Source organism: Paenibacillus sp. SAF-068 (assembly GCF_051967555.1).
Taxonomy (GTDB): Bacteria; Bacillota; Bacilli; order Paenibacillales; family Paenibacillaceae; genus Paenibacillus.
The window spans coordinates 1,282,250-1,305,383 of sequence record NZ_JBQCJX010000001.1; the positions used below are offsets into that span (position 1 = coordinate 1,282,250).

Consider the following 23,134-nt stretch of genomic DNA (forward strand, 5'->3'; position numbering starts at 1 on the left):
CAGTTGAGGACCCGGTGATTGGGTAATAATGAAGAAGAAAACAACAAAAAACGCCTCCGCTTGCATCGGGACGTTGTCACTGGTACAATAAAAAATGGTTTTCAGAAAATTAGAACTAATTAACATATAATAAAAATGTTTACTTTCTAATAATTATACCATTGCCTTTTCGGGCTTGTCAAATGGGATTTTGAGGACACAATCCGGGGAAAGAGGGGCTATTAACATATGAGTACAGAGCAGCAATGGAGCGAAGAGCAACAACGGGTCAATATGGTGACCAATCAGATTGAGCGGAAAATCACAACGTTAGAAGATGAAGTAGGCTCCTTCCGTGATGAAGTGGTTGGCATGAGAAAAGACTTCTGGGACGAAGTTACGATGAACTTCAGTGAAGCGGATGATGTCGGGGAGACTTCAACCAGCATGCGGCAGCAGTCACAGGTCTTGTCCGACCGGGAGCGCAGCCATCTCAATACAGCGGCTGCGTTGGACAAAATGAAACGACTGCACCATTCACCGTATTTTGGTCGCATTGACTTCAAGGAAGATGGATACCCGAATGCCGAACGCATCTATCTGGGTATCGCATCGTTGTTAGACGAGAAAGAGGAATCCTTTCTGGTCTACGACTGGCGTGCACCGATCTCCAACCTCTATTATGACGGAGCACCAGGGCCGATCACATATCATACACCAAGCGGGGAGATCAGCGGTGATATAGAGATGAAGCGACAGTTTGTCATTCGGGACGGACGTATTCGCTTTATGTTTGATACAGGAGTAACCATTGGCGATGCGTTGTTGCAGGCCGTGCTCAGTCGAACTTCGGATGCACAGATGAAGAGTATTGTTGCAACCATTCAGAAGGAGCAGAATCGGATTATCCGCAATGACCGGACACGCATGCTTATTGTGCAGGGCGCAGCCGGAAGTGGCAAAACATCCGCTGCACTCCAGCGTGTGGCATATCTTCTCTATAAATACCGCGAGCATCTGCAAGCGGATCAGATGGTTCTTTTTTCACCGAATCCGATGTTCAACAGTTATGTCTCCACGGTACTGCCCGAGCTTGGGGAGGAAAACATGCTGCAAACGACCTTCCAGGAGTATCTGGAGCGCCGTTTGGGTCGTGAATATCAACTGGAAGATCCATTTATTCAGCTCGAATATGTACTTACGGGGACGGAAGATCCCGATTACGATGTTCGCATGTCCAGCATCCAGTTCAAGTCATCGGAATCTTTCCTGAAAGTTATTACGCGTTACAAGGAAAGCATGCTGTCAGGTGGCATGAAATTCAAGCCTGTTCGCTTCCAGGGCCGAGCGATTGTCACATCAGAGGCTATGGCTGAGAAGTTTTACAGTTTTGAGTCATCCGTCAAGCTGGTCAGCCGACTGGAGATGTTGCGAGACTGGATGCTGAAAGAACTGTCCGCCTTTGGTAAAGGTGAACTGGATGCGCCTTGGGTCGATCAGCAGCTTGATCTGATGGAGCCGGAGGATCTGCAACGTGCATATCAACGATTGAAGCGCAAGCAAAAAGGAAAGACCCATACGTTTAATGACTTCGAGCAGGAAAGAGAAATTCTGGCACGTATGGTGGTCAGTGACCGACTTAAACCGTTACGGAAATGGATCAAATCCTTGCGATTCGTTGATATAAGACAATTATACGCACATCTGTTCACTGATCAGGCTCAGATGGTGCGATTGCTGGGTGACGAAGCGTTGCCTGCTCAATGGGATGAAATGGGTAAGATGACTTTACGCAGATTGAAGCTTCAAGAGTTGGCATATGAAGATATTACGCCCTACTTGTACCTGCGTGAGCTTATGCTTGGATTCCATATTAACTCCAATATACGTCATGTCATTATTGATGAAGCCCAGGATTATTCTGCGTTTCAGTTGGCATTTATGAAGCGGTTGTTCCCGCGTGCGAAAATAACCGCACTGGGTGACTTTAATCAGGCAATCTATGCCCACTCTTCCGTGCTTAGTGGAACAGGACCTCTGACTAACCTGTACGGTCCAGACAATACGGAAGTGATTGAGCTGACCAGAAGTTATCGATCCACCCGGGAGATCGTGGAGTTTACCCGCGGCATGGTGCCTGGTGGAGAAGAGATTATCCCATTTAACCGTAGCGGCGAGAAGCCTAAAGTGATCGTTTCTTCTGATGCCGAGCGTCATATGAACGTCATCACGGCAGACCTCAAACACTTGATTAAGGAAGGGTATGAATCAGTCGCAGTCATCTGCAAGACCGCCGAAGAGAGCAGAGACGTACATGCCGCATTGAGTAAGACGCTGTCTATAGCACCGAAGTTAATCAAGAAAACGACGCTGGCTTTTGAGCAGGGTGTTCATGTCATTCCGGCGTATCTGGCCAAAGGTGTGGAATTCGATGCTGTCCTGATTCATGACGGCTCTGCGAAGCAGTATGCCCAGGAACATGAACGCAAGTTGTTCTATACGGCTTGTACACGAGCGATGCATCTGTTGCATGTTTACTGCGTGGGCACACCGAGTCCGTTCATTACCTCCCAGTCGGAAGAATGGTATGAGCTTGACAAGGTATCTGCTGCGCAGGTGGACTGACATAACGAGTTCCTATGCATAAAAAGGGCTTCCGTTCGATGGAACGGGAGCCTTTTCTGTATATGATACATATATCCGGAAGAAGCTAACTTAGCGAGGGAAGAATGAAAATACCTAACGTGAATTCGTAAGGATTGGGTCCCGTGGATAAATATGACTTCATAATTTGTATTCAAGCACAATGGATGTGATTTTTCTTTACACATGAGTTCCGGACTCATATAATCGTAACAATATATTTTTTTGGGTCGTTTATTAAAGGAGGCAATAATATGAACAAATCATCTTTTGAACGGCCACTTATGGCCGATTGTGTACCGGATCTGGTCGCTACAGCACGGGGAGATTTGCCGGCGACATTGGTCATACGGGGAGGTACGCTGGTAAACGTGATATCGGGTGAGATTTTACCTGAGATGTCCATAGCTGTACAAGGAGCTCGAATCGCTTATGTGGGGAAAGATGTAAGCCACACCATCGGAGAGCATACCCGGATTATTGAAGCGAACGGTAAGTATATCGCTCCTGGTTTGCTGGATGGACACTGCCATATCGAAAGTACACAGATGAAAGTAACCGAGTTTGCGAGAGCGGTGTTGCCTTCAGGCACGACCGGAGGTTTCTTTGACCCGCATGAGATCTCGAACGTGCTTGGTCTCAAAGGTCTGAGACTGATGCTGGATGAAGCACGGACCACACCGATGGCTGCTTATATGCAGGTGGCTTCCTGTGTACCTTCCACCCATCCAGGATTGGAGACAACAGGAGCTTATATCGGGCCTGAAGAGGTCGCCGAGGCTCTTTCCTGGGGGCCGGACATGATTGGTCTTGGTGAAGTGATGAACTTTCCTGGAGTAGTCTATGGGGACGAGACGATGATCGGTGAGATACAGGCGACCCTCCGCGCAGGTAAAGTGGCTGACGGTCACTTTACCTGGGCTGCAGATGACTGGCGTTTGCCAGCGTATGCAGCGAGTGGGGTTACAGGGGATCATGAATGTGTGACCAAAGAAGATGTGGTCGAACGTCTGCGACTCGGGATGTACGCGAAGATGCGTCAAGGTTCGGCATGGCATGATGTGGCTGAGACAATTAAAGCCTGCACTGAGCTTGGACTGGATACACGCCGGATGATGCTGGTGACCGATGACCGAAGCTCGGAATCCCTGCTCAAAGAAGGACATATGGACTTTGTTGTTCGTCTCGCAATTTCCCAGGGTGTGAAGCCGGTCACGGCTTTCCAGATGGCCACCATTAACACAGCTGAGCGCTTCGGCGTAGCTCGCGACATTGGTGCGGTTATTCCGGGCAATATAGCGGATATTATTCTGCTGGACGGCCGACTGGCGGATGTACGTGTCGGCATGACAATTGCCGCCGGCCAAGTCGTAGCCGAGAACGGGAAGATGACGGCGGTCTGGGACAGCTTCACGTACCCGGAGGAAGCGCTGAACACGGTGAAGTTGGAAGCTAATATTCAGCCGGAAGATATGGAACTGGTTGCACCGATTCCAGAGGGGACGATTGGTGCCAAAATCATTCATGTGACAGAGAATCATGTGGATACGAAGGAAAAACACCTGCCTGTCACGGTGCAGAACGGCAAGGTTATGGTTTCAACTTCAGGGGAAATATGCAAAATCGCGGTATTGGAGCGTCACAAACAAACCGGGAATCGGGCGGTGGCTCTTGTTGGAGGCATCGGTTTCACATCACCTGCAGCGATTGCAATGACGGTAGCTCATGATAGTCACAATTTGTTGATTATCGGTAACGATGATGCCTTGATGGCTGAAGCCGGTAACCGTGTTATTCGCATGCAAGGTGGGGTAGCTGTAGTAACAGCAGCAGGTGTAACTGAATTCCCGCTGCGAATTGCAGGTTTGATGTCAACCGAGTCTTTCGAAGTCGTTGCAGCCCAATCAGCAGCAGTCAGTGAAGCTTTACAGTCCGCAGGATGTACGTTGAACAATGCGTTCATGACCCTTTCCTTGCTGGCGCTGGTTGTGATCCCAGAATTACGATTGTCCGACAAGGGGCTTGTGCGGATCTCGGCAGAAGGTATTGAACTGGTCTCCCTTTTTGATGAAGTGGTGGACGGTACCGCAGTAGCTTCTCCATCGGGTAATGAATAAAAATGTTGATTGGAGCTTCAACAAATTGAGATACATGCAAAGCCGCCTTAGGGCGGTTTTTTTGTACATTTTGGAAGAAACCGCTTTCTAGGTCTTCTGGAGCTTGGAATACATATGACAATAATGACTGGAGTCATGCTGAAAAAAGGGTTAATTTAGAATATAGTTAATAATTGTAACTTTAGAACTATACATACAGAACTACGAATTCCCGAAATATAGTTATATGATTCTTTCGTCGTAAGTCTTAAAGATGATATTGCATATAGAAGCAATCTGAATTCGTCGTACCTAGTAAGGTTCCATTAAATGAATATGAAACGACACAATTTCATCTAGATTTGCACGTCAGAGCTGATAACTTCAGAGGGAGTGTACAAATATGAAAAGCAAAAGGGGTTACCGTTTTATCGTATTGCTAAGTTGTTTGATCCTGTGTGCGAGCACAGCCTGTTCTTCCAAAGCTATCGCGGATGGCTCAGTTGACAGTTATGCAACGATTCATGGGAAACTTGATACACCCGTGCGAGCGACATGGGTGTGGGATACCACCCAGATCCGAAGTAATCCTCAAGAGGTGTTAAATTACGCCACAGCAAACAAAATCAATACAATCTATCTGCAGATGAACCGGGATATCAAAATTCCTGAGTATAAAAGTTTTATTCGCCAAGCGAGAGCCAAAAATATTGCGGTTGATGTTATGGATGGAAGATCAGCGTGGGGCCTGACGGAAAGTCGGGAACAGATTGCATCTTTCATGGACTGGATCGAGGCATATCAAGAACAGGCGTTGCCCAATGAGAAATTCGCCGGTATCCATCTGGATATTGAGCCACATGTGCACCCACAATGGAAAATCAACCAGGCAAGCGTGATTACCCAGTGGCAAGGCAATGTGGAGTACATTGTTGAGAGAGCCTCACGAATGAAGATGCCGGTAGCGGCTGACTTGCCTTTCTGGCTGGATAACTACAAGATTCCGGGTTCAACGATGGCGGTTAGCAGCTGGATGATTCGCAAGTTTGATTCCATCACGATTATGGCTTACCGTGATACAGCTGCTGCAATCTATAGTGTAGCGAAGGATGAACTTGCAGAAGCAGCTCTGCTTGGCAAAACGATCTCCATAGCTGTGGAAACAAAGCAAAGCAAGGAAGGCGATTTCATTACTTTCTATGAAGAGGGATCTGTTTATATGGAAGCACAATTGAAGTTGGTCGAGAAAATGGCTTCAGTACATGCGTCCTTCAACGGGTTCTCCGTACATGAGTACACTTCATGGAAAACGCTGAAAAAGTGATTCAACAATGAATAAAGAAGGTGTTTGCAGCTGAATAGCTGTGGGCACCTTCTTCTTCTTTTTCTTCTTCTATACCTGAACCAAGGCAGATTCCATAGCCACGTTCTCATAGAACATTTTGCGATACTGTGAAGGCGTAGTGGACTTATGCTTTTTAAACGTAGTGATGAAGTAGCTTAGATGTTCAAAACCCACATCCATGGCGATATCGACAATCTTGTGATCCGTATTCTCAAGCTGAACGCAGGCCTGTTGAACACGGTAATAGTTGATGTAATCAACCGGGGTTTTCTGCACCATCTGTTTGAAGAAACGGCAGAAGTGCCCTTCGCTCATATTGGCTTCATCAGCCAGTTCTTTCAGCTTCAATGGTTCGGGATAACGCTTGTGGATATATCCGAGCACGGATTTCAAGCGTTCTACCTTGTCATGACTCCCTGTTGCCACGGTACCTTTGATCGGAGCAGGTCTCCTATGTTCAAACATGCGGGCAAATATGAGGTACAGGTACGCTTTCGTTGACATTTCACATGTTTCGGTTCGGGCAGCATGGTCGGCAAATATACGTTTCAGGAGATCCAGAATTTCGTGTCCCCAAGCCTCATCTGCCTTGATATGACAAGGGGGGATCACCGTTTTGCGTACCAGTGGACCGATGAATTTCTCCTGAACCGTATCGAAGGTGCGGCTGCCAAGCAGCTCGGGATTAAATACAATGGAAGAGAATACACAGGGAACATCACCCTTCAGATACCCCGCATGAATCTCGCCCCGATTGATAAAAATGGCTTCTCCAGCTTGAACCTCAACAGTGTTCATATCGATCTGAAAGACGGCGCAGCCTTTGGTCACCATAGTGAACTCCATCTCATCATGCCAGTGGCAATCCAGAATGCTATCTCCGTTTAGTTGCTGAATATCCGGGTACACACTGACTGGATACATGGCATTGCCGTGAATCCGGTCTTCCCGTAATCGTTCACGTTCCATATCCGCTTCTCCTTTTTCTATCATTATTAATGTAATCGTTTCCATAGATTGGTGTTGATGATCAAGAATCGGATGTATATTATCAAAATCGTGATATATTTGGTCAAAATAAGAGAAGAAATTCGTTATTAATATCAATATTATTATAATATAACCAAAGGGGGAAAGAAAACATGAAATTTACTGATGGATTCTGGATGACTCGTGAAGGGTACCACATTCAAAACCCGACTGATATTCGTGATATTGTGCAAAAAGGGGATTCTCTGACCGTATATGCGGCAACTAAATATATTCGTAGCAAAGGCGACACATTGAACGGAACTTTGCTTAAAGCAACTTACAGTTCTCCTATGCCTAACGTCATTCGTGTAACCTTGAATCACCATAAGGGCGGAGTGAAAAAAGGTCCTGAATTCGAGCTTCATACGCAAGATGCAAACGTTGACATCTCGAAACATGAACAAGGTGCTGTGTTGAAAAGCGGCAACCTGGAAGTTCAGATCGACAAAACAAACGGGTGGGACGTCAGCTTCCTGTATGGAGGAAAACGGATTACAGGCAGCGGCCAACGAGCAGCTGGTTATATTACAGGTCCGAGCAAGGAAGCGTACTTCCGCGAGCAGTTGGATCTCGGTATTGGTGAATACGTATACGGACTCGGGGAGCGCTTCACACCGTTTGTTAAAAATGGCCAAATCGTAGATACCTGGAATGAAGATGGCGGTACAAGCAGTGAGCAGTCTTACAAAAACATTCCTTTCTATCTGTCCAATAAAGGATATGGCGTATTTGTAAATCATCCGGAGCGCGTATCATATGAGATTGCATCCGAGAATGTATCTAAAGTGCAATTCAGCGTAGAGGGCGAGACGTTGGAGTACTTTATCATCGGTGGTGACAATCCGAAGGATGTACTGGATAATTATACAAAATTAACTGGTAAACCAGCGCTTCCACCCGCATGGACATTTGGTCTGTGGCTGACAACGTCATTCACAACGGATTATGATGAAGCAACCGTTAACCATTTCGTAGATGGCATGGCTGAACGTGATCTTCCGCTGTCAGTATTCCATTTTGACTGTTTCTGGATGAAGGAATACCAATGGTCTGATTTCGTCTGGGATGAAGCGATGTTCCCGGATCCGGAAGGCATGCTTGCACGTCTGAAAGAGAAGGGTCTAAAAATCTGTGCTTGGATTAATCCATACATCGCAGAAAAATCCTATTTGTTTGATGAAGGTATGGAGAACGGTTATCTGGTCAAAACAGCCGATGGCAGCGTATGGCAATGGGATATGTGGCAAGCAGGCATGGCTCTGGTTGATTTCACGAATCCGGATGCTGTGAATTGGTATAAGAGCAAGCTGGAAGTCCTGCTGGATCAAGGTGTGGATTCCTTCAAGACTGACTTCGGTGAAAGAATTCCGACAGATGTTGTGTACTTCGATGGTTCTGATCCGGTTAAAATGCACAACTATTATACTCAGCTCTATAACAAAGCTGTATTTGAATTGCTCGAAGAGAAGATTGGCAAAAACGAGGCAGCCCTGTTTGCACGCTCTGCAACAGCAGGTGGTCAACAGTTCCCGGTTCACTGGGGCGGAGACTGCTCTTCCACATATGAATCCATGGCTGAATCCCTTCGTGGCGGTCTGTCGCTTGGCCTTTCCGGTTTCGGATTCTGGAGCCATGATATCAGTGGCTTTGAAAGCACAGCAAGCCCTGATGTATACAAACGCTGGGTACAATTCGGACTTTTATCTTCACACAGCCGCTTGCATGGCAGCACTTCGTATCGTGTGCCTTGGTTGTTTGACGAGGAATCCGTGGACGTTGTCCGTGACTTTACCAAACTTAAGATCAGCCTGATGCCGTATCTGTACAATTCTGCGGTGGAGTCGACGGTAAAAGGCATTCCGATGATGCGCGCTATGTTGTTGGATTTCCCAGAGGACCCAACAACATATAGCCTGGATACGCAATACATGTTTGGTGATTCTATTCTCGTGGCTCCAATCTTCAACAAAGAAGGCGATGTGCGTTACTACCTGCCTGAAGGAACTTGGACGAACTATCTGACAGGAGCGAAAGTACAAGGTGGACGCTGGATCAGTGAAAACCATGATTTCAAAACACTGCCTATGATGGTTAAGCCAAACAGCCTGATTGCTGTCGGTGCTGTAGATAACAAACCGGATTATGACTTTGCAAATGATGTGTCCCTGCACTTGTTCGAGCTGGCTGATGGTCAAACAGCTCAAGCGGTCGTTGTGAACCAGGCTGCTGAACAGGAACTGACAGTTAACGTTACACGTAATGGATCAGTGCTGGACGTTCGTGCTGAAGGCGCAGGCAAACCATGGAGCTTGGTACTTCGCGGTATGGAGAGTGTATCCAGCGTTGAAGGTGGTTCCCAAGTGTCTGGTGCAAATGGTGTTGTCGTTACGGCAGCAACAGGCGCAACCTCGCTTACAATCCAACTGTAACATGATATAGTAGAGGTAAAGGACGGTGCCGCAAGGTGCCGTCTGTTTGTCTACAATGATAGGAGATTGAAGAAATGAGTACGATGAATTCGGGTTTGCACTGTACGATATCAGCAGAGATACTGCATCAACTGGTAGAGATTCATTTTGGAAGCGATACCAAAGTGGAGTTTGGTCTCCTGCAAGGTGGACTTTTTAATACAACCTATCGGATTCAACTTGAACATGCACTCTATACGGATGTGATTTTACGATTGGCTCCAGAGCTAGGAGAGATGGCGGCGGCTGGTGTTGCGAGTGATCCCCTTTTTTCGTTCGAACGTACAATGATGGCGGCTGAACCGATTGTATATGAATATTACCGAAAGGCAGGCATTCCTGCTCCAAATATTATCGCCTGTGATGACAGCGGGTCCATCATGCCAAGAACGTATATGTTCATGGAATTTATCCCGAGTAAGCAGCTGGATCACGCATCAATTTCAGACATGGATAAAGAGCGATTGTACCATCAGCTTGGTGCGTATACCGCCATCATGCATCAGATCGAGGGGACATCGTTTGGCTGGCCGCAAGGAGATGGGACCATTAAAGGCTCGAATCAATGGTCCGAGGTGTTGCACTCTTTTGCAGAAGAGACGGCACTTAAAGCGGCACAAGCCGAGTATATGCCAGGTGTGGGAGAAGAGATTACAGCCATATTCATGAAAAATAAAGATTTATTTGATCAGGTGACCCGTCCGGTACTGGTTCATAATGACCTGTGGGAAGCAAATGTGCTTGTTCATGAGGAAAATGGTGAGCTAAACATTGCGGCAGTCATCGACGGGGATCGTTCCATGTTTGCCGACAGGGAGTATGAAGCCATATTGTCGACAGAATCGGTGGCCTTTCATGAAGGATATGATCATCCTCTGGACCCGTCCGCTGAAGGACAGGCACGCAGGCTTGCGTACCGAATGCTGTCTTCGTATTTTAACGCCTACGTGCATGAACATCAGGTCAATCAACCTGAAGATGGTCAGAAGTATCGCCAGCGTACGCTGGATTTACTGGAGCAATGGAAACTACTTGCACATCACTAATTCGCAGGAGGAATGAAGGATGAAGGAGTATCATCAATACCCGATGTGGGATGCATCACTTGCGCTTGAGGAGAGATTGGATGACCTGATTGCACGATTGACAACAGAAGAGAAGATCAGACTAATCCCTACACGCGAAGCAGCTGTACCAAGACTGGGCATTCCAGCCTACAACGTTGGGGGCGAAGCGGCTCACGGGGTTGCATGGAAAGGGGAGGCAACGGTATTTCCGCAACCACTTGGTCTATCAAGTACCTGGAATACGAGGCTCATGCGAGAGATTGGTTCAGTTATTGGCGATGAAGCGAGAGCATACCATCACCGTAATCCTGAGGTTCACGGGTTAACCTTGTGGGCACCCACGGTCGATCTGGAACGTGACCCACGCTGGGGCAGAACGGAAGAGGGATATGGCGAGGACCCGGTCCTCACGGGAGAAATGTCGGCAGCTCTCGTCAAAGGTATGCAGGGTAATGATCCATTTTATCTGAAAATGGTTGCGACATTGAAACACTTTTTTGCCAATAATAATGAGAAAGATCGGCTGAATTGTTCATCCAGCATCGATCCGCGCAATCTGCGGGAATATTATTTAAAAGCATTTGAGACGCCATTTGTGGAAGGCGGAGCTTTGTCCATGATGACTGCGTACAATTCCATCAACGGTACACCTGCCATTGAAAGTCCGTATGTGAACGATGTGGTTAAGGGCGAGTGGGCGATGCCAGGTTTTATTGTATGTGATGGGGGGGATCTGTCTCAGACGGTGAACTATCATGGTTATCACACCAGTCATGCTGAATCAGCAGCAGGTGCGTTGAAGGCAGGGGTAGATTGTCTTACGGATGAAGTGGATCTTGTCGTATCTGCGCTGGAGGAGGCTCTTGATCAGGGTCTGTTGAAGGTCACTGATTTGGACCGAGCGATTCGTAACATCTTTGGTGTACGGATGCGACTGGGACAACTGGATCAGTCCGGACGCAACCCCTATGCGTCTATCCCCGAGTCGGTATTGTGTGCACCTGAGCATGCCAAACTTAGTTATCGTGCCGCTGCCGAATCCATTGTTTTACTCCAAAATGATGGATTGCTCCCTTTGAAGCCAGAAGCATTACAGAAGATCAGTGTCATTGGGCCGCTTGCCGATGTTGTCTATACGGATTGGTATAGTGGCACACTGCCTTATCGTGTGTCCGTTCTCGATGGACTTCGTGATCGGCTACCTCAAGCCGATATAACGTATACAGATGGGAATGACCGTATTCAGCTCCAGACAACAGACGGGCAGATTATTACCCTTGGTGCGGAAGGTACACTTGTTGCTGTACCGGAAGGCAGTGCAGTTTCAGCTGACTTTATACATCAGGATTGGGGCTGGGGAAGTCATACGCTACGAAGTTTGAACAATAATCGATACGTTAGCTTAACCGAGCAAGGCATTTATCAGGCAAACGCACCCGAGATAGGCGGCTGGTTTGTGAAGGAAGTTGTTCAATTTGATCTCCAAACGAATGGCAGTAACATCTTGCGGACGTGGAATGGTATCCCCGTTGGAATAAGCGAACATCAAGGACATTCTGCTTTAGCGCCACTTCCCCCACAAGCACAAGGTCAACAAACTACGGGATTTAATATTAATAGGGTGGCACGCGGAATCGAACAAGCCGTAGAAGCTGCACGAAGCAGTCAGGCATCTGTCGTTGTTGTTGGTAACAGTCCATACATTAACGGCAAAGAAGAAATTGACCGCTCAAGTCTGCTGCTTCCGCCGAATCAGGTCGAGCTTGTCAAAGCTGTGTGTGAGGTTAATCCCAATACGGTGGTTGTCATTATGGGCAGTTATCCATTTGCCCTGCAGGAATTGAAAGGTATAGCCCGGGCAATTGTATATATGACTCATGCAGGTCAGGAATTGGGAAATGCGCTTGCAGACGTGCTACTAGGCTATTATGCCCCGGCAGGCAGATTGAATATGACATGGTATGCAGATGAATCCCAGCTTCCTGACATCATGGATTATGACATCATTCAGCGCGGCATGACCTATATGTATCATCAAGGACCGATCCAATATGCATTTGGTCATGGCCTGACCTATTCTGAGTTTGAATACGAGGCGATTCATGTAAGTCGTAGTGCCCCGGTGGAAGATACCAACACAGATCATTTGAAGATTGAAGTGGAGATACACAATAAGGGTGAACGTGACAGTGATGAAGTTGTTCAGATCTATGGATCTTCACGTACCTCGCGTGTGAAACGCGCCCAGAAGCAATTGCTTGCTTTCCGTCGTGTTCATGTGAAAGCAGGGACGCGTGTTACGATAAGTTTCGAGATCCCTGTTCAGAAGCTGGCGCTATGGGATGTTACCCGAGATCGATACTGTCTGGAAACAGCGACTTGGGCCATTCTGGCAGGGCGTTCTTCCGCAGATATCCGCCAGTCGGCTGAGATTGAGATTGAAGGTGAGACGATTCCTGATCGTCCGCTGCAATTGCTTACCTTTGCCGAGAATTACGATGCTTGTGCAGGTGTTCTGTTGGATGAATGTCTGGAAGGACGTTCGGCAGTTCGGGCAATCACTCAGGAAGAACCGTTATATCGAGAGGGTCAGTCATCCTGGATCGCTTTCAACCATAATGGTGTTCAGGAAGTAAAAGGATTTGAAGCCAGAGTGGCCGCTTTTGGGGAAGAGGGCAGACTGGAGATTCGGTCTGGAGGACCCGAAGGCGATCTGCTTGGCGTATGTGAAGTTTCTGGACCTGGAGGCAGTGTGAACGGGAAAAATATCGAGTGGACAACGGTCCAGTCTTCGCTTGAGGCGCCACATAAGGTGAATGAGCTGTATATTGTTTTCAAAGGTGGTGCAGCGTTACGGCACTTTAAATTATTGTCGTTGTAAACATTATGAGCCAAAGGAGCTGTCTCGCACAAATACGTGCAGGCAGCTTCTTTGTGTGAACAAGCGGCAACATCCAGCATGTCCTGAATAATCAACCTCCGAAACAAGCACAATAATGCTGTTGTGTGTAGAATCTGTAAAGGTGGTTGTGGTATGAATGATAAAAAGTGGGACCTCGTCGCACTTGCTTCCATCCCTTTAATTATGACCTTGGGTAACTCCATGCTGATACCGATCCTGCCACAGATTGAACGTGAATTGAAGGTATCTGCATTCAAGGTCAGCATGCTTATTACAGTCTATGCTATAGTTGCCATCCTGCTTATTCCGATCGCAGGATATCTGTCTGATCGTTTTGGCAGAAAAGCAATCATTATTCCCAGCCTCATCATTGCAGCCGTTGGGGGAGCTGTAGCGGGTGTTGCTGCATGGATGCTGAACGGAAATATAGCCTACTGGAGCATTTTAGGTGGCAGGTTACTACAGGGGGTTGGAGCAGCCGGTGCATTCCCTATTGTCATTCCTTTGGTTGGAGACATGTTCAATGATGAAGATCAGGTGAGCAAAAGTCTGGGAATCATTGAAACCTCAAATACGTTCGGTAAAGTGTTAAGTCCAATTCTGGGGGCAGCACTGGCTGTTTGGTTGTGGTATTTACCATTTATGGCGATTCCGGTACTGTGTGTACTTTCGCTGATTCTGGTTATTTTCCTGGTGAAAACACCCAAGAAAAAAGAGAAGCCACCCACCTTTACGGAATTTGTGGCTTCCATTCGGGACGTTTTGAAAGAAAAAGGGCGATGGTTGTACGCTCTGTTTGCGATCGGCGGAATTTGCATGTTTATTCTTTTTGGCGTGCTTTATTATCTATCCGAGACATTGGAGAGCGAGTTCGCCATGAAAGGGATCGTAAAAGGTCTCGTGCTTGCCATTCCGTTGGCGGCGCTGTGTCTGTTTTCCTTTTTCGCAGGAAAATGGATCGGAAAGAGTAAGCCTCGTATGAAATGGCTTGGGTTCGCAGGACTTGTTCTTGTAACCGTTTCGCTGGGTGTTATTGGAATTTTCGATAATATCTATATTGTGATTGGACTTTTTACATTGGGGAGTGCCGGAATAGGAGCAACCTTACCGTGTCTGGATGCCTTAATCACTGAAGGTATAGATAAGAAACAGCGAGGCACGATTACGTCTTTGTTCAGCAGCATGCGATTTATCGGTGTATCCCTTGGCCCGCCTGTTGTGTCTTTACTGATTGGCAAACAACATTTTTTGCTTTTTGGTGTGCTTGCTGCATCTGGAGCCGTAGGCGGGTTGCTTACATTATTTGCAGTGAAGCCGGATAAGGGAGATCAACCTACTTCAGGAAGCGGAAAGAAACAGGATGAACGACATATCGATCGGATCGAGACGAGTAGAGGTTACGCTCCCATAGGTCGCAAGAAAAGTCCATTTTAGATAGACGGTGTTGTATGCTACGTTCATTCCGAAGTTGTATTAAGTTTGTTTAACAATCAGATCTGTTCCAATAAAAAACGCGTTTACGCCTAAGAAAGCGGATGAATTTGCTTTCTCGGTGTAAACGCGTTTTTATGTTCAGAATGATGTTAACCAATCATTCGTGTTTGCTTTTATTCGAGTTGCTAGATTCTGTATTGTCATCTCCAGATTCTGAATTCTTGGATTGATCTTGAGGTGGTTCCGTTGCAGTGATATGAGTATGAGCGAGCAGAGCATGAGGTTCAATGGAGAAGCTGCCGCTTCGTTTTCCCTGAATCAGATAAATAAGCAAGAACAGAATCATAAACATTACGGAATACCGGTACATATCCGTATAACTGGTTATGGCCGCGATCGCGCCGAGAAGAAGGGCACCGGTCGCAATGCCCAGATCGAGCGAGTTCAAAAACATGCCATTAGCCATACCTCGTTGAGAAGGAGATACAACTTGAATCATCCAGGTCTGCAGAGAAGATTGCATGGAACCATAGCCGATCCCGTAGATAAAGGCAGCGATGAACAGGACCAACATGGAGGTTGCAAATGAAAGTAGAATGAGGCCGATAGCGATGAAAACTGCTCCTGGAATGAGCAATGCTTTGGGGCCTTTGGTATCATAGATTCGTCCTGCAAATGGTCTAACCAATAATACAGCGAGTGCATTGAACAAAAAGAACAGCGCAGGATTGGCCAGATTGGCTTCCTTGCCATACAAAACGATGAATCCGACAAGCCCACCATAGGTAATGGATAACAGGCAATTTAGCACACTGGGCAGAATCAGCTTGCGGTTGAAAGGAGTCTTCTGTTTCGGATTGACTCCTGAAGCACTTGTTGTAACTTGTGGAATGATATGTTCATTGGTACTGGTTCTGGCGACTTTTTTGCGTGTCAGCGTGTAACTAAGTGGATAGATTACAGCAAGGACACCCGCAGTACATAACATCAGGGTTACAAATCCAGCACCCTGGAGCAGGGTCACCCCTATGATTGGACCCATGGACATGGCCAGGCTCGTCGATAGCCCGAAGTAACCCATGCCTTCACCCATTCGTTTGACAGGTACAATGTCCGAGGCCATCGTTGGAAAAGCGGTGCTGCTCATGCCAAATCCGATACCAAACAACATTCTCAGCAATAAGAGCACGGCTATGCCCGCAGCAAAATAATAGCCGAGCGTTGCCAGCAGGGCTACGGAGAGGCCGATATAGATCATGGCGTTACGAAGACCCTTCTCCAATGCTTTCGCGGAATAGAGACGGGCTGCAATGGCACTTAGTGCAAACAGACAGGTAAAGAGGCTGACCTCAAAAGCGTTAGCGTGGAATCGCTCCTGAACGTAGGACGGAAGTGGAGAGACGATCATGTGCAGCTGCAAGAATAACAAAAAGTTGCACAGCATTAGCAGAATAAAATCGGTGGTCCATAGCCTAACTTGTGTTGATTGTTCTTTCATGATGATGTATTCCCCCTGAGTTGTGATTCATTACAAATTGCGGTTAATGAGGGAAAGAGTATGTTTAAATGCTTCCATCTGGTCTTCGGATATACCTTCAGCAAGTTCTTTATTCATTTCTCTTTCGATCGGAACGAGGATATCGATTAACGCTTTGCCTTCCTTGGTAAGATATAACAGATAGGCTCTGCGATCCTGTTCGCTGGTCCGTCGTTCTACCAATCCTTTTTTCTCCAGCAGATCAATAATCCGGGCAGTGGTGGGTTGGTCTTTGAAAACACGTGCAGCGAGCTCCTTTTGGTTGACACCTTCGCCTCGGTCAACATTAAAAAGAACAGAAAATTGTTCTGTCGTAATATCATAAGGTTTGAATCGCGTAGCAAGTAAAGCGACTGCTTTACGATGCGTGAAACCCAACATGAATCCAACAGATTGTTCCAGGGTGTAGTCCATATGATTGTGAATCCTCGCTTTCCTTAAGAAATGTTCCAATCAAATTAGTTGTTACAACAACTATATGTTAAACAAGTACTTTTGTCAAAATAAAATATCTTATCTCGAACAATATGTACGCTGTACAATGATCAAAAAATACTGGTAGAATAGAAATGAAAACGCTTCTATGAAATGGGAATTCAGAGTGCTTTTGAAGAATGGAGAAAACCAATTCGCTCTAACCGATGTTGGAGAAGATCAAGGAGAGCTGCATATGCTAAAGAATATTCCCTCAATCATTCCTCCAGAATTGCTCAAAATCATGTCTGAAATGGGGCATGGGGACGAGCTGGTTCTGGCTGATGGCAATTTCCCGGCAGCGAGTCATGCCAAGCGACTGGTACGCTGTGATGCACTGGGAGTCGTCGAACTATTGGAAGCCATTCTGCATTTATATCCACTGGATACCTATGCAGAGCGTCCCGCTGCTGTCATGCAGGTTGTCAAAGGGGATCAGGTGGTACCGATCATATGGGAAGACTACCGTCGTTTAATTGAAGAATACGAAGGCATCACGGATGCTTTGGATCATGAAGAGCGATTTGATTTTTATAAACGTGCTTCGAATGCCTATGCGATTGTTGCTACTGGTGAGCGTGCACAATATGCCAATCTGATTCTGAAGAAAGGCGTCATTTTCCCTGATGCTGATCCTGCTCAGCAACAACAGAACGCTGAATCAAACTGAATCCCTACTAAGATGGCGACGGAGCACCTGATGCTTTGGTCGCCTTTTTATTTTTTCCATTGCGTAGCCAGTATACCAGAACGTACAGAATGGGCATGGATTCAATAAGTACAGTGTAAATTGGAATTGCGTACGAACGAATGGCCAGCTCATACGACGTAGCGTCTTTGGCATATTGAAGCACAATGGCGGCAGCCGTTCCCCCGATTAGATACACAACAGATTTTTGTTGCCTAATCCCACTCAATTTGGAAAGACAGACGGAAGCTACATACAACAGAAACGAGCTGCGAGTGAACATCGTCGTTGACCATATCGCAATCAGAACAGGGTCCAGATTATCGAGAAAATCCCCGTATCGAGCAAATCGGACCATCTCAAGCAAAGGGTAGCGGAGACCTGCGGCAACATAAGGACCAAAATTCATCAGTGTGAACATCCAGAATATAATGATAAATACAACAACGGTGCTACCGGCGAATAACATGCTTTTCAACATAGGACGCCTAAAAGCAACGACTGGTGCGAGAAAAAGAAACAACATCCATTCGGAGAACCATGGCATGGTAGATAGAGACCCCATCACGATCTCACCCAGATCATGATGGGTTGCCATCGCAAGCAGTATTCCGGGATTTCCCCCGCCTCCAACCGCTGGAATAAGTAAGGTGGACGTAAGCAGCTGCACCAGAAAAATGCCTTCTGCCATAAATACAATGGTAACCAATCCTGAACGTGCAGTCAGGCAGATGCACAGGAGAGTAAGGGTGGATGTTAACCAAATCGGAGTTTGGGGCAGATACATCGATTGCAGGAAGATAATGAAATTTTCCACATCAATCGATAACAAGTAGATACATAACAGTACAATTAATCCGATATAGAAGCGATGCACTACCTTGCCCACAATATCCTCTCCATAGGAAATCCAGGGTTTATCAGGATTAATGGAACCCAAACGGTATGTAAAGAACAGAAAAATCAGACTAATTGAAAAACCGCCGATGGTGGACAACCATCCCTGATAACCGCTCATTTTGAACAAACGTTGCAGGAGGAAGGCAACAGGTTCGGAATATAGGTAAACAAACATGAAGCGGTAAGCCTGTCCGGCAGTCAGATGGTTCATGGTTAATCTCCTTCCTTATGAATCATAGGATCAGCCCAGCCAAAGACCCATTGAATTACATCATTGGGATTAGGCCATGCTGACCAGCTTACTGCGAGTGTATTCCATACCAGAAATAGACCAAGCAGGATGAAATAGGTACGTCTGATTGTTTTTTTGCTTGTTTTTACAGATGCCCAGTCCAGTAAATACAGTCCCGCAAATACGATAACAGCTAACACATATGTAACCTCCTTGGAAAAAGCCATTCCGTGCAAGCTAGAAGCTTGACTCCGAGCCGACAAATTGAATGTTGATATTCGTGTTGACGGTAAACTGCAGATCGTTTTTTACATAATTGACCCATGTGGGCCGGAGCTTCTTCCATACCTGCGGGTATCTCCACTCCAGTCGGTATCCGAGCATGAGTATATCTGCACCTTGGTGTTTTGCGGTTTGCAGGGCTCGGGTAAGATGAGCATCCACTTTTTCGTTAGCGGCTTGTTCAATGTCCTTTGTACCGACAATGTCTTTGGCCTTAAGGACTGGAATGACCGAGTTCAACTCGGCTTTACCTGTCAAGGTAATGATGAAATGTGGTTCACCATTCTGAAGTTTTGCTTGAATATCAGAATGCATGTTATACAATGTCATGCTTGCTTTTTGTTTCTTGGTTCTAACGGAGAGGGTCAGTGAATCCAGATTCTCCCCTGCCCACGCAACAGCACGTGCCTCATCGGCTGAGAGTGTCCCGACCATTCGCATCTGTCTGAATATGGTTCCGCCAATCTGACTGATCCACTTTTTGGATTCACCTTCTTCACTGACCATGGCTGTTTTTTTGCTGCCTAACATCGATGTGGCGAATCCCTGATTCATTTTATCTGCTGTAAATATGCTTAACATCTGGGTTTTCAAGAGATTTTCCTCTGTGGAAAACTCCCTTAGCACATCACTCGGTGTTTCCTCAAATACAGGAGTCAGATCAGAAACATCCTTGGCTCTGCCACTGGTAACCATGACGTAGCTGCTCAGATGGAACAAGGGCTGGCGTGCGATCCATTCCATCGTATCTTGAATTCCTTCACGTGCGTAGGCTTGTCCAAACACAATCACCCGCGTGTGCCCCCAAGAGATTTTACGGGTAAGATCTGTCTGGATTCTCTCGATCGCGTCTGCAATCGTTGGTGCTGTCGCTGAAACGGCTGCATAGGGTTCTTTACCTGATCCGCCCCCTTCGGGAGAAAGACGATTGGGGAGCGGCATGCTCAGTGTAACCTCGATCTCTCCTGGGGTAGCCGCTTTATCCACGTACATGGCTGTGATGAAGGTACGCTCGTTAATTTCAACTTTGGACCAGCACCCGGTGCATAACAGACAGCAGATCCAAATGACTGCAAGATGTAGAGGAGGCTTTCGAAATATCATTGTGTATCCTGCCTCCTTACATTATCTGTCGTATAGGCTTTGGTTCGTTTTTTCATCATGAACCAGGGCACCCGAATAAACGTATCCTTGAAATCACGCAGTACGAGTGGGGCAAAAGGCTGCATATATGGAACACCAAATGAACGCATGCTGACCATATACCAGTACAACACGTAGATTGAAATGACGACACCGAACAGGCCCAGTGTTCCACCCATTAGCAGTACAGGAAAGCGGAGCAGCCGGAAGGCCAAACCCAACTCAAAATGCGGAATAATAAAGGCCGCAATACCTGTAATGGATACAACAATAACCAATGGAGCAGAGACGATACCTGCCTGCACAGCTGCTTGTCCAATGACAATACCGCCGATAATAGAAACCGTCTGTCCGAGTGGCTTGGGGATCCGTATACCAGCTTCACGTAATCCTTCAAAGGTAATTTCCATGATGAGGGCTTCTATCAATGCTGGAAAAGGAATGTTCTCTCTTGCGGATGCAATGGTAATGAGCAGATTGGTGGGAATAATCTCGGGATGGAATGTAGTGACTGCTACATATACAGAAGGCAACAGGAAAGCAATGACGGCAAACAGCAGCCGGATCATTCGTATAAATGAAGCGGAATGAAACCGCTGGTAATAGTCCTCGGACGATTGCATCAAAGAGAAGAATGTGACTGGAATGAGCAGCGAGAAGGGCGTTCCATCCTGCATGACGCCGATTCGGCCTTCTACAAGAGCAGCTGCAACGGTATCCGGTCTTTCGGTATATTGATACTGTGGAAAAGGAGAGAGCGGGTGATCTTCCAGAAATTCAGACAGATAACTGACACCAAGGCTGCTGTCCATATCAATCTCTCCCAGACTGGTTAATACATTTTCCAGGATGTCAGGTTTGCATAAACCTTGAATATAGATGACAAACACTTCGGTTTTGGTATATTTGCCGATGGTGAATTTGATCATTTTAAAATCAGGATGTTTAATTTTATGTCGCAATAGGGACATATTTACATTAATATCTTCGATAAACGCTTCCTGGGGGCCAACAACGACGACTTCGTTAGTTGATTCCGGTACAGAGCGCTTCTGATAATTCTGAATTGAAAAAATAATCATGCCAGACATGCCTTCGACATGGAGTGCGGTATTACCAGTTACGATATCTTCTACCAGCGTATCTGCTGAATCTCTGTGCTGGCTTTCGAGTGAAAAAAAGGTTCCACTTACGACTCGTGTAATAAAATCAGGGTCAACTTCGTTCCGTTCAGCCTCTTCAAGTAAAGGCTTCACAATAGCTTCTCTCATAATCTGTGTATCCACGATGGATTGGATATAGAGCAATGTACAGTGTAAAGGGCCAATCTGAAGCGGTTGGTAGATCATGTCTGCCACGCCGATCAGGCGTGATTGTACCTGTAAAAGAATGCTTTCTTTCATAAGTGTCTTCCTCCTATATCAACGAGTAGTCCATCCAGTCTCTGTCAGTTATGAGTGATACTATAGTGTGCAACGCTTTGACTGAAATATACTCGTAAGGATGAATGGTCAATATCTCCAAAGAATTGCCCAAGATACTACAAACTTTGATGCAGATGATGAATGGGGAAAAGGAAAGGGGTGTTTTACAATTAAAAGATATAAAAACGAAGAGACATTGGTCTCGATCCCAGAGGAGTTGAGTGGAATGCAGCACCGAATTAGACAAGCAGGTCTTCCTGATGGTGATGAAGTGGGAAGATTGTTCAATGAGTACAGGATGTTTTATAACCAGAATGCTGACATTCAGGCAGCGCGTCAGTATATTAAAGAACGAATGGAACGCCATGAATCGGTGATTTTGGTAGCAGAAACCGATGTGGAAAGGGATCATGGATCAGATGAAAGCAACGGTAAGCCAATCTCGAAGGGCCAGAAATGTTCTGGATTCGTTCAGCTGTATCCCAGTTACAGCTCGGTATCAATGAGGCCGATCTGGGTACTTAATGATCTATTTGTGCATTCGGATTATCGTCAGCAAGGTATTGCAAGGGAGCTGCTGCAAGCAGCCAAGCGATTGGCATCTGAGCATGGCGTTCTACGTATATCACTCTCGACTGAGTTAAGTAACAAGCAAGCCCAAGCTTTGTATGAGTCCGAAGGATATGCACAGGATACCAGATTCATGTATTATGAACTTAATGTATAAGAGATTGCTCCAATAGGCGCATGATCTATATGAATGGCAGACTTGTATAGTCGGGAAAGAGGGAGGGGAGTCGCAACATGATGCAGTGGATTGCCATGATCACAATGTTAATTGATCATATAGGCGCTGTCTTTTTTCCACATATAATAGAACTCAGAATCATAGGCCGTATCGCTTTTCCAATCTACGCATTTGCAGTGTATATCGGTTACAAACATACACGGGATGTACAAAAATACATATGGCGGCTGTTCTGGATTGCGATACTCTCACAGGTGCCATTCATGGCTGCGTTTAACCATTATTCTCTGAACGTGGTATGGACATTGTGGTCGGCCCTGCTGGTACTATTCGTTATTGATAAATTGCCAACCCGCTTACTGGGTATTCCCATTGCCATTGGAGCAGGATGGTTCATGGAAATTAGTCACATGGATTACGGGATGTACGGGTTATTATTGGTCCTGTTATTCCGTTATTTCCAGGGGCCTGTACTTGTCGTGGCGCATGTTGTGTTAAATGGACTATATCTTCTGCTACATAACAGCTCTGTGCAAATGTATAGTGTAATGGCAACCGCCGGCATTGCTATTGCTCAGTATTACCAAGCAGGATTCCGTATGAAGGGGCCACGTTGGGTCTGGCGCTATTTCTATCCAGCTCATCTCGCCATCATTGCCCTCATTCGCTGGATCTAAAAGAATGATCCGGAAAAACGGCAAAAAAAAGCCACTTTCATCGTTTACTGACGAGAAGGTGGC

The 23,134-nt window shown here is 46.4% G+C and carries 17 protein-coding genes; 10 read left to right on the top strand and 7 right to left on the bottom strand.

Going from position 1 to position 23,134, the window contains the following annotated elements; all coding sequences use genetic code 11:
* The first annotated feature begins 228 nt into the window (after positions 1 to 228).
* The 3 genes from helD (at position 229) to ACTHPG_RS05730 (ending at position 6,042) form a co-directional block, all read left to right on the top strand.
* Entirely contained in the window at positions 229 to 2,604 is a 2,376-nt protein-coding gene (gene helD / locus ACTHPG_RS05720) for an RNA polymerase recycling motor HelD (protein WP_440388169.1), read from the top strand.
* Between the two features lie 272 nt (positions 2,605 to 2,876).
* The gene (locus tag ACTHPG_RS05725) at positions 2,877 to 4,739 is read left to right on the top strand and encodes an adenine deaminase (RefSeq protein ID WP_440388170.1); all 1,863 of its coding nucleotides are present in this window, start codon (positions 2,877 to 2,879) and stop codon (positions 4,737 to 4,739) included.
* Between the two features lie 382 nt (positions 4,740 to 5,121).
* Entirely contained in the window at positions 5,122 to 6,042 is a 921-nt protein-coding gene (locus ACTHPG_RS05730; protein ID WP_440388172.1) for a hypothetical protein, read from the top strand.
* Between the two features lie 69 nt (positions 6,043 to 6,111).
* Here the strand turns inward: ACTHPG_RS05730 and ACTHPG_RS05735 are convergent, their stop codons facing one another.
* Complete coding sequence (locus ACTHPG_RS05735; RefSeq protein WP_440388173.1) at positions 6,112 to 7,032, bottom strand: AraC family transcriptional regulator; 921 nt, start codon at positions 7,030 to 7,032, stop codon at positions 6,112 to 6,114.
* Positions 7,033 to 7,205: 173 nt separating this feature from the next.
* On the opposite strand from ACTHPG_RS05735, the gene yicI reads away from it, so the two are divergent.
* The 4 genes from yicI (at position 7,206) to ACTHPG_RS05755 (ending at position 14,966) form a co-directional block, all read left to right on the top strand.
* Complete coding sequence (gene yicI, locus ACTHPG_RS05740; RefSeq protein WP_440388174.1) at positions 7,206 to 9,524, top strand: alpha-xylosidase; 2,319 nt, start codon at positions 7,206 to 7,208, stop codon at positions 9,522 to 9,524.
* A 74-nt stretch (positions 9,525 to 9,598) separates the two neighbouring features.
* A complete protein-coding gene (locus ACTHPG_RS05745) occupies positions 9,599 to 10,609 on the top strand; it encodes a phosphotransferase family protein (protein WP_440388175.1) in 1,011 nt (336 codons plus the stop codon).
* A gap of 19 nt (positions 10,610 to 10,628) precedes the next feature.
* Positions 10,629 to 13,511 carry a glycoside hydrolase family 3 C-terminal domain-containing protein gene (locus ACTHPG_RS05750; RefSeq protein ID WP_440388176.1) on the top strand — a complete coding sequence of 961 codons (2,883 nt, stop codon included), beginning with the start codon at positions 10,629 to 10,631 and terminating at the stop codon, positions 13,509 to 13,511.
* Between the two features lie 153 nt (positions 13,512 to 13,664).
* Positions 13,665 to 14,966: an MFS transporter gene (locus ACTHPG_RS05755; protein WP_440388177.1), complete on the top strand. Its 1,302-nt coding sequence runs from the start codon at positions 13,665 to 13,667 to the stop codon at positions 14,964 to 14,966.
* 157 nt (positions 14,967 to 15,123) lie between these two features.
* Here ACTHPG_RS05755 and ACTHPG_RS05760 read toward each other — a convergent pair whose 3' ends face one another.
* Positions 15,124 to 16,464, bottom strand: a complete 1,341-nt coding sequence (locus tag ACTHPG_RS05760) for an MFS transporter (protein WP_440388178.1) — start codon at positions 16,462 to 16,464, stop codon at positions 15,124 to 15,126.
* Positions 16,465 to 16,494: 30 nt separating this feature from the next.
* Positions 16,495 to 16,917, bottom strand: coding sequence for a MarR family winged helix-turn-helix transcriptional regulator (locus ACTHPG_RS05765; protein WP_440388180.1), 423 nt, complete (start codon positions 16,915 to 16,917; stop codon positions 16,495 to 16,497).
* 256 nt (positions 16,918 to 17,173) lie between these two features.
* On the opposite strand from ACTHPG_RS05765, the gene ACTHPG_RS05770 reads away from it, so the two are divergent.
* Positions 17,174 to 17,647 carry an RbsD/FucU family protein gene (locus ACTHPG_RS05770; RefSeq protein ID WP_440388181.1) on the top strand — a complete coding sequence of 158 codons (474 nt, stop codon included), beginning with the start codon at positions 17,174 to 17,176 and terminating at the stop codon, positions 17,645 to 17,647.
* A gap of 7 nt (positions 17,648 to 17,654) precedes the next feature.
* Here the strand turns inward: ACTHPG_RS05770 and ACTHPG_RS05775 are convergent, their stop codons facing one another.
* From ACTHPG_RS05775 to ACTHPG_RS05790, 4 genes are read right to left on the bottom strand one after another with little or no spacing between them, the layout of a single operon-like run.
* Positions 17,655 to 18,776 (bottom strand): GerAB/ArcD/ProY family transporter, encoded by a 1,122-nt coding sequence (locus ACTHPG_RS05775; protein ID WP_440388182.1) that lies wholly within the window; start codon positions 18,774 to 18,776, stop codon positions 17,655 to 17,657.
* 2 nt (positions 18,777 to 18,778) lie between these two features.
* Positions 18,779 to 18,997 (bottom strand): hypothetical protein, encoded by a 219-nt coding sequence (locus ACTHPG_RS05780; RefSeq protein ID WP_440388183.1) that lies wholly within the window; start codon positions 18,995 to 18,997, stop codon positions 18,779 to 18,781.
* A 37-nt stretch (positions 18,998 to 19,034) separates the two neighbouring features.
* Positions 19,035 to 20,183, bottom strand: a complete 1,149-nt coding sequence (locus ACTHPG_RS05785) for a Ger(x)C family spore germination protein (protein ID WP_440388185.1) — start codon at positions 20,181 to 20,183, stop codon at positions 19,035 to 19,037.
* Positions 20,180 to 21,625, bottom strand: a complete 1,446-nt coding sequence (locus ACTHPG_RS05790) for a spore germination protein (protein WP_440388186.1) — start codon at positions 21,623 to 21,625, stop codon at positions 20,180 to 20,182. Before ACTHPG_RS05790 ends, ACTHPG_RS05785 begins: the two co-directional genes overlap by 4 nt.
* Before the next feature lie 247 nt (positions 21,626 to 21,872).
* Between ACTHPG_RS05790 and ACTHPG_RS05795 the strand changes: the two genes are divergently transcribed.
* Positions 21,873 to 22,373: a GNAT family N-acetyltransferase gene (locus ACTHPG_RS05795; RefSeq protein WP_440388187.1), complete on the top strand. Its 501-nt coding sequence runs from the start codon at positions 21,873 to 21,875 to the stop codon at positions 22,371 to 22,373.
* Between the two features lie 77 nt (positions 22,374 to 22,450).
* The gene (locus tag ACTHPG_RS05800) at positions 22,451 to 23,071 is read left to right on the top strand and encodes a TraX family protein (RefSeq protein ID WP_440388189.1); all 621 of its coding nucleotides are present in this window, start codon (positions 22,451 to 22,453) and stop codon (positions 23,069 to 23,071) included.
* The last annotated feature ends 63 nt before the right edge of the window (positions 23,072 to 23,134 follow it).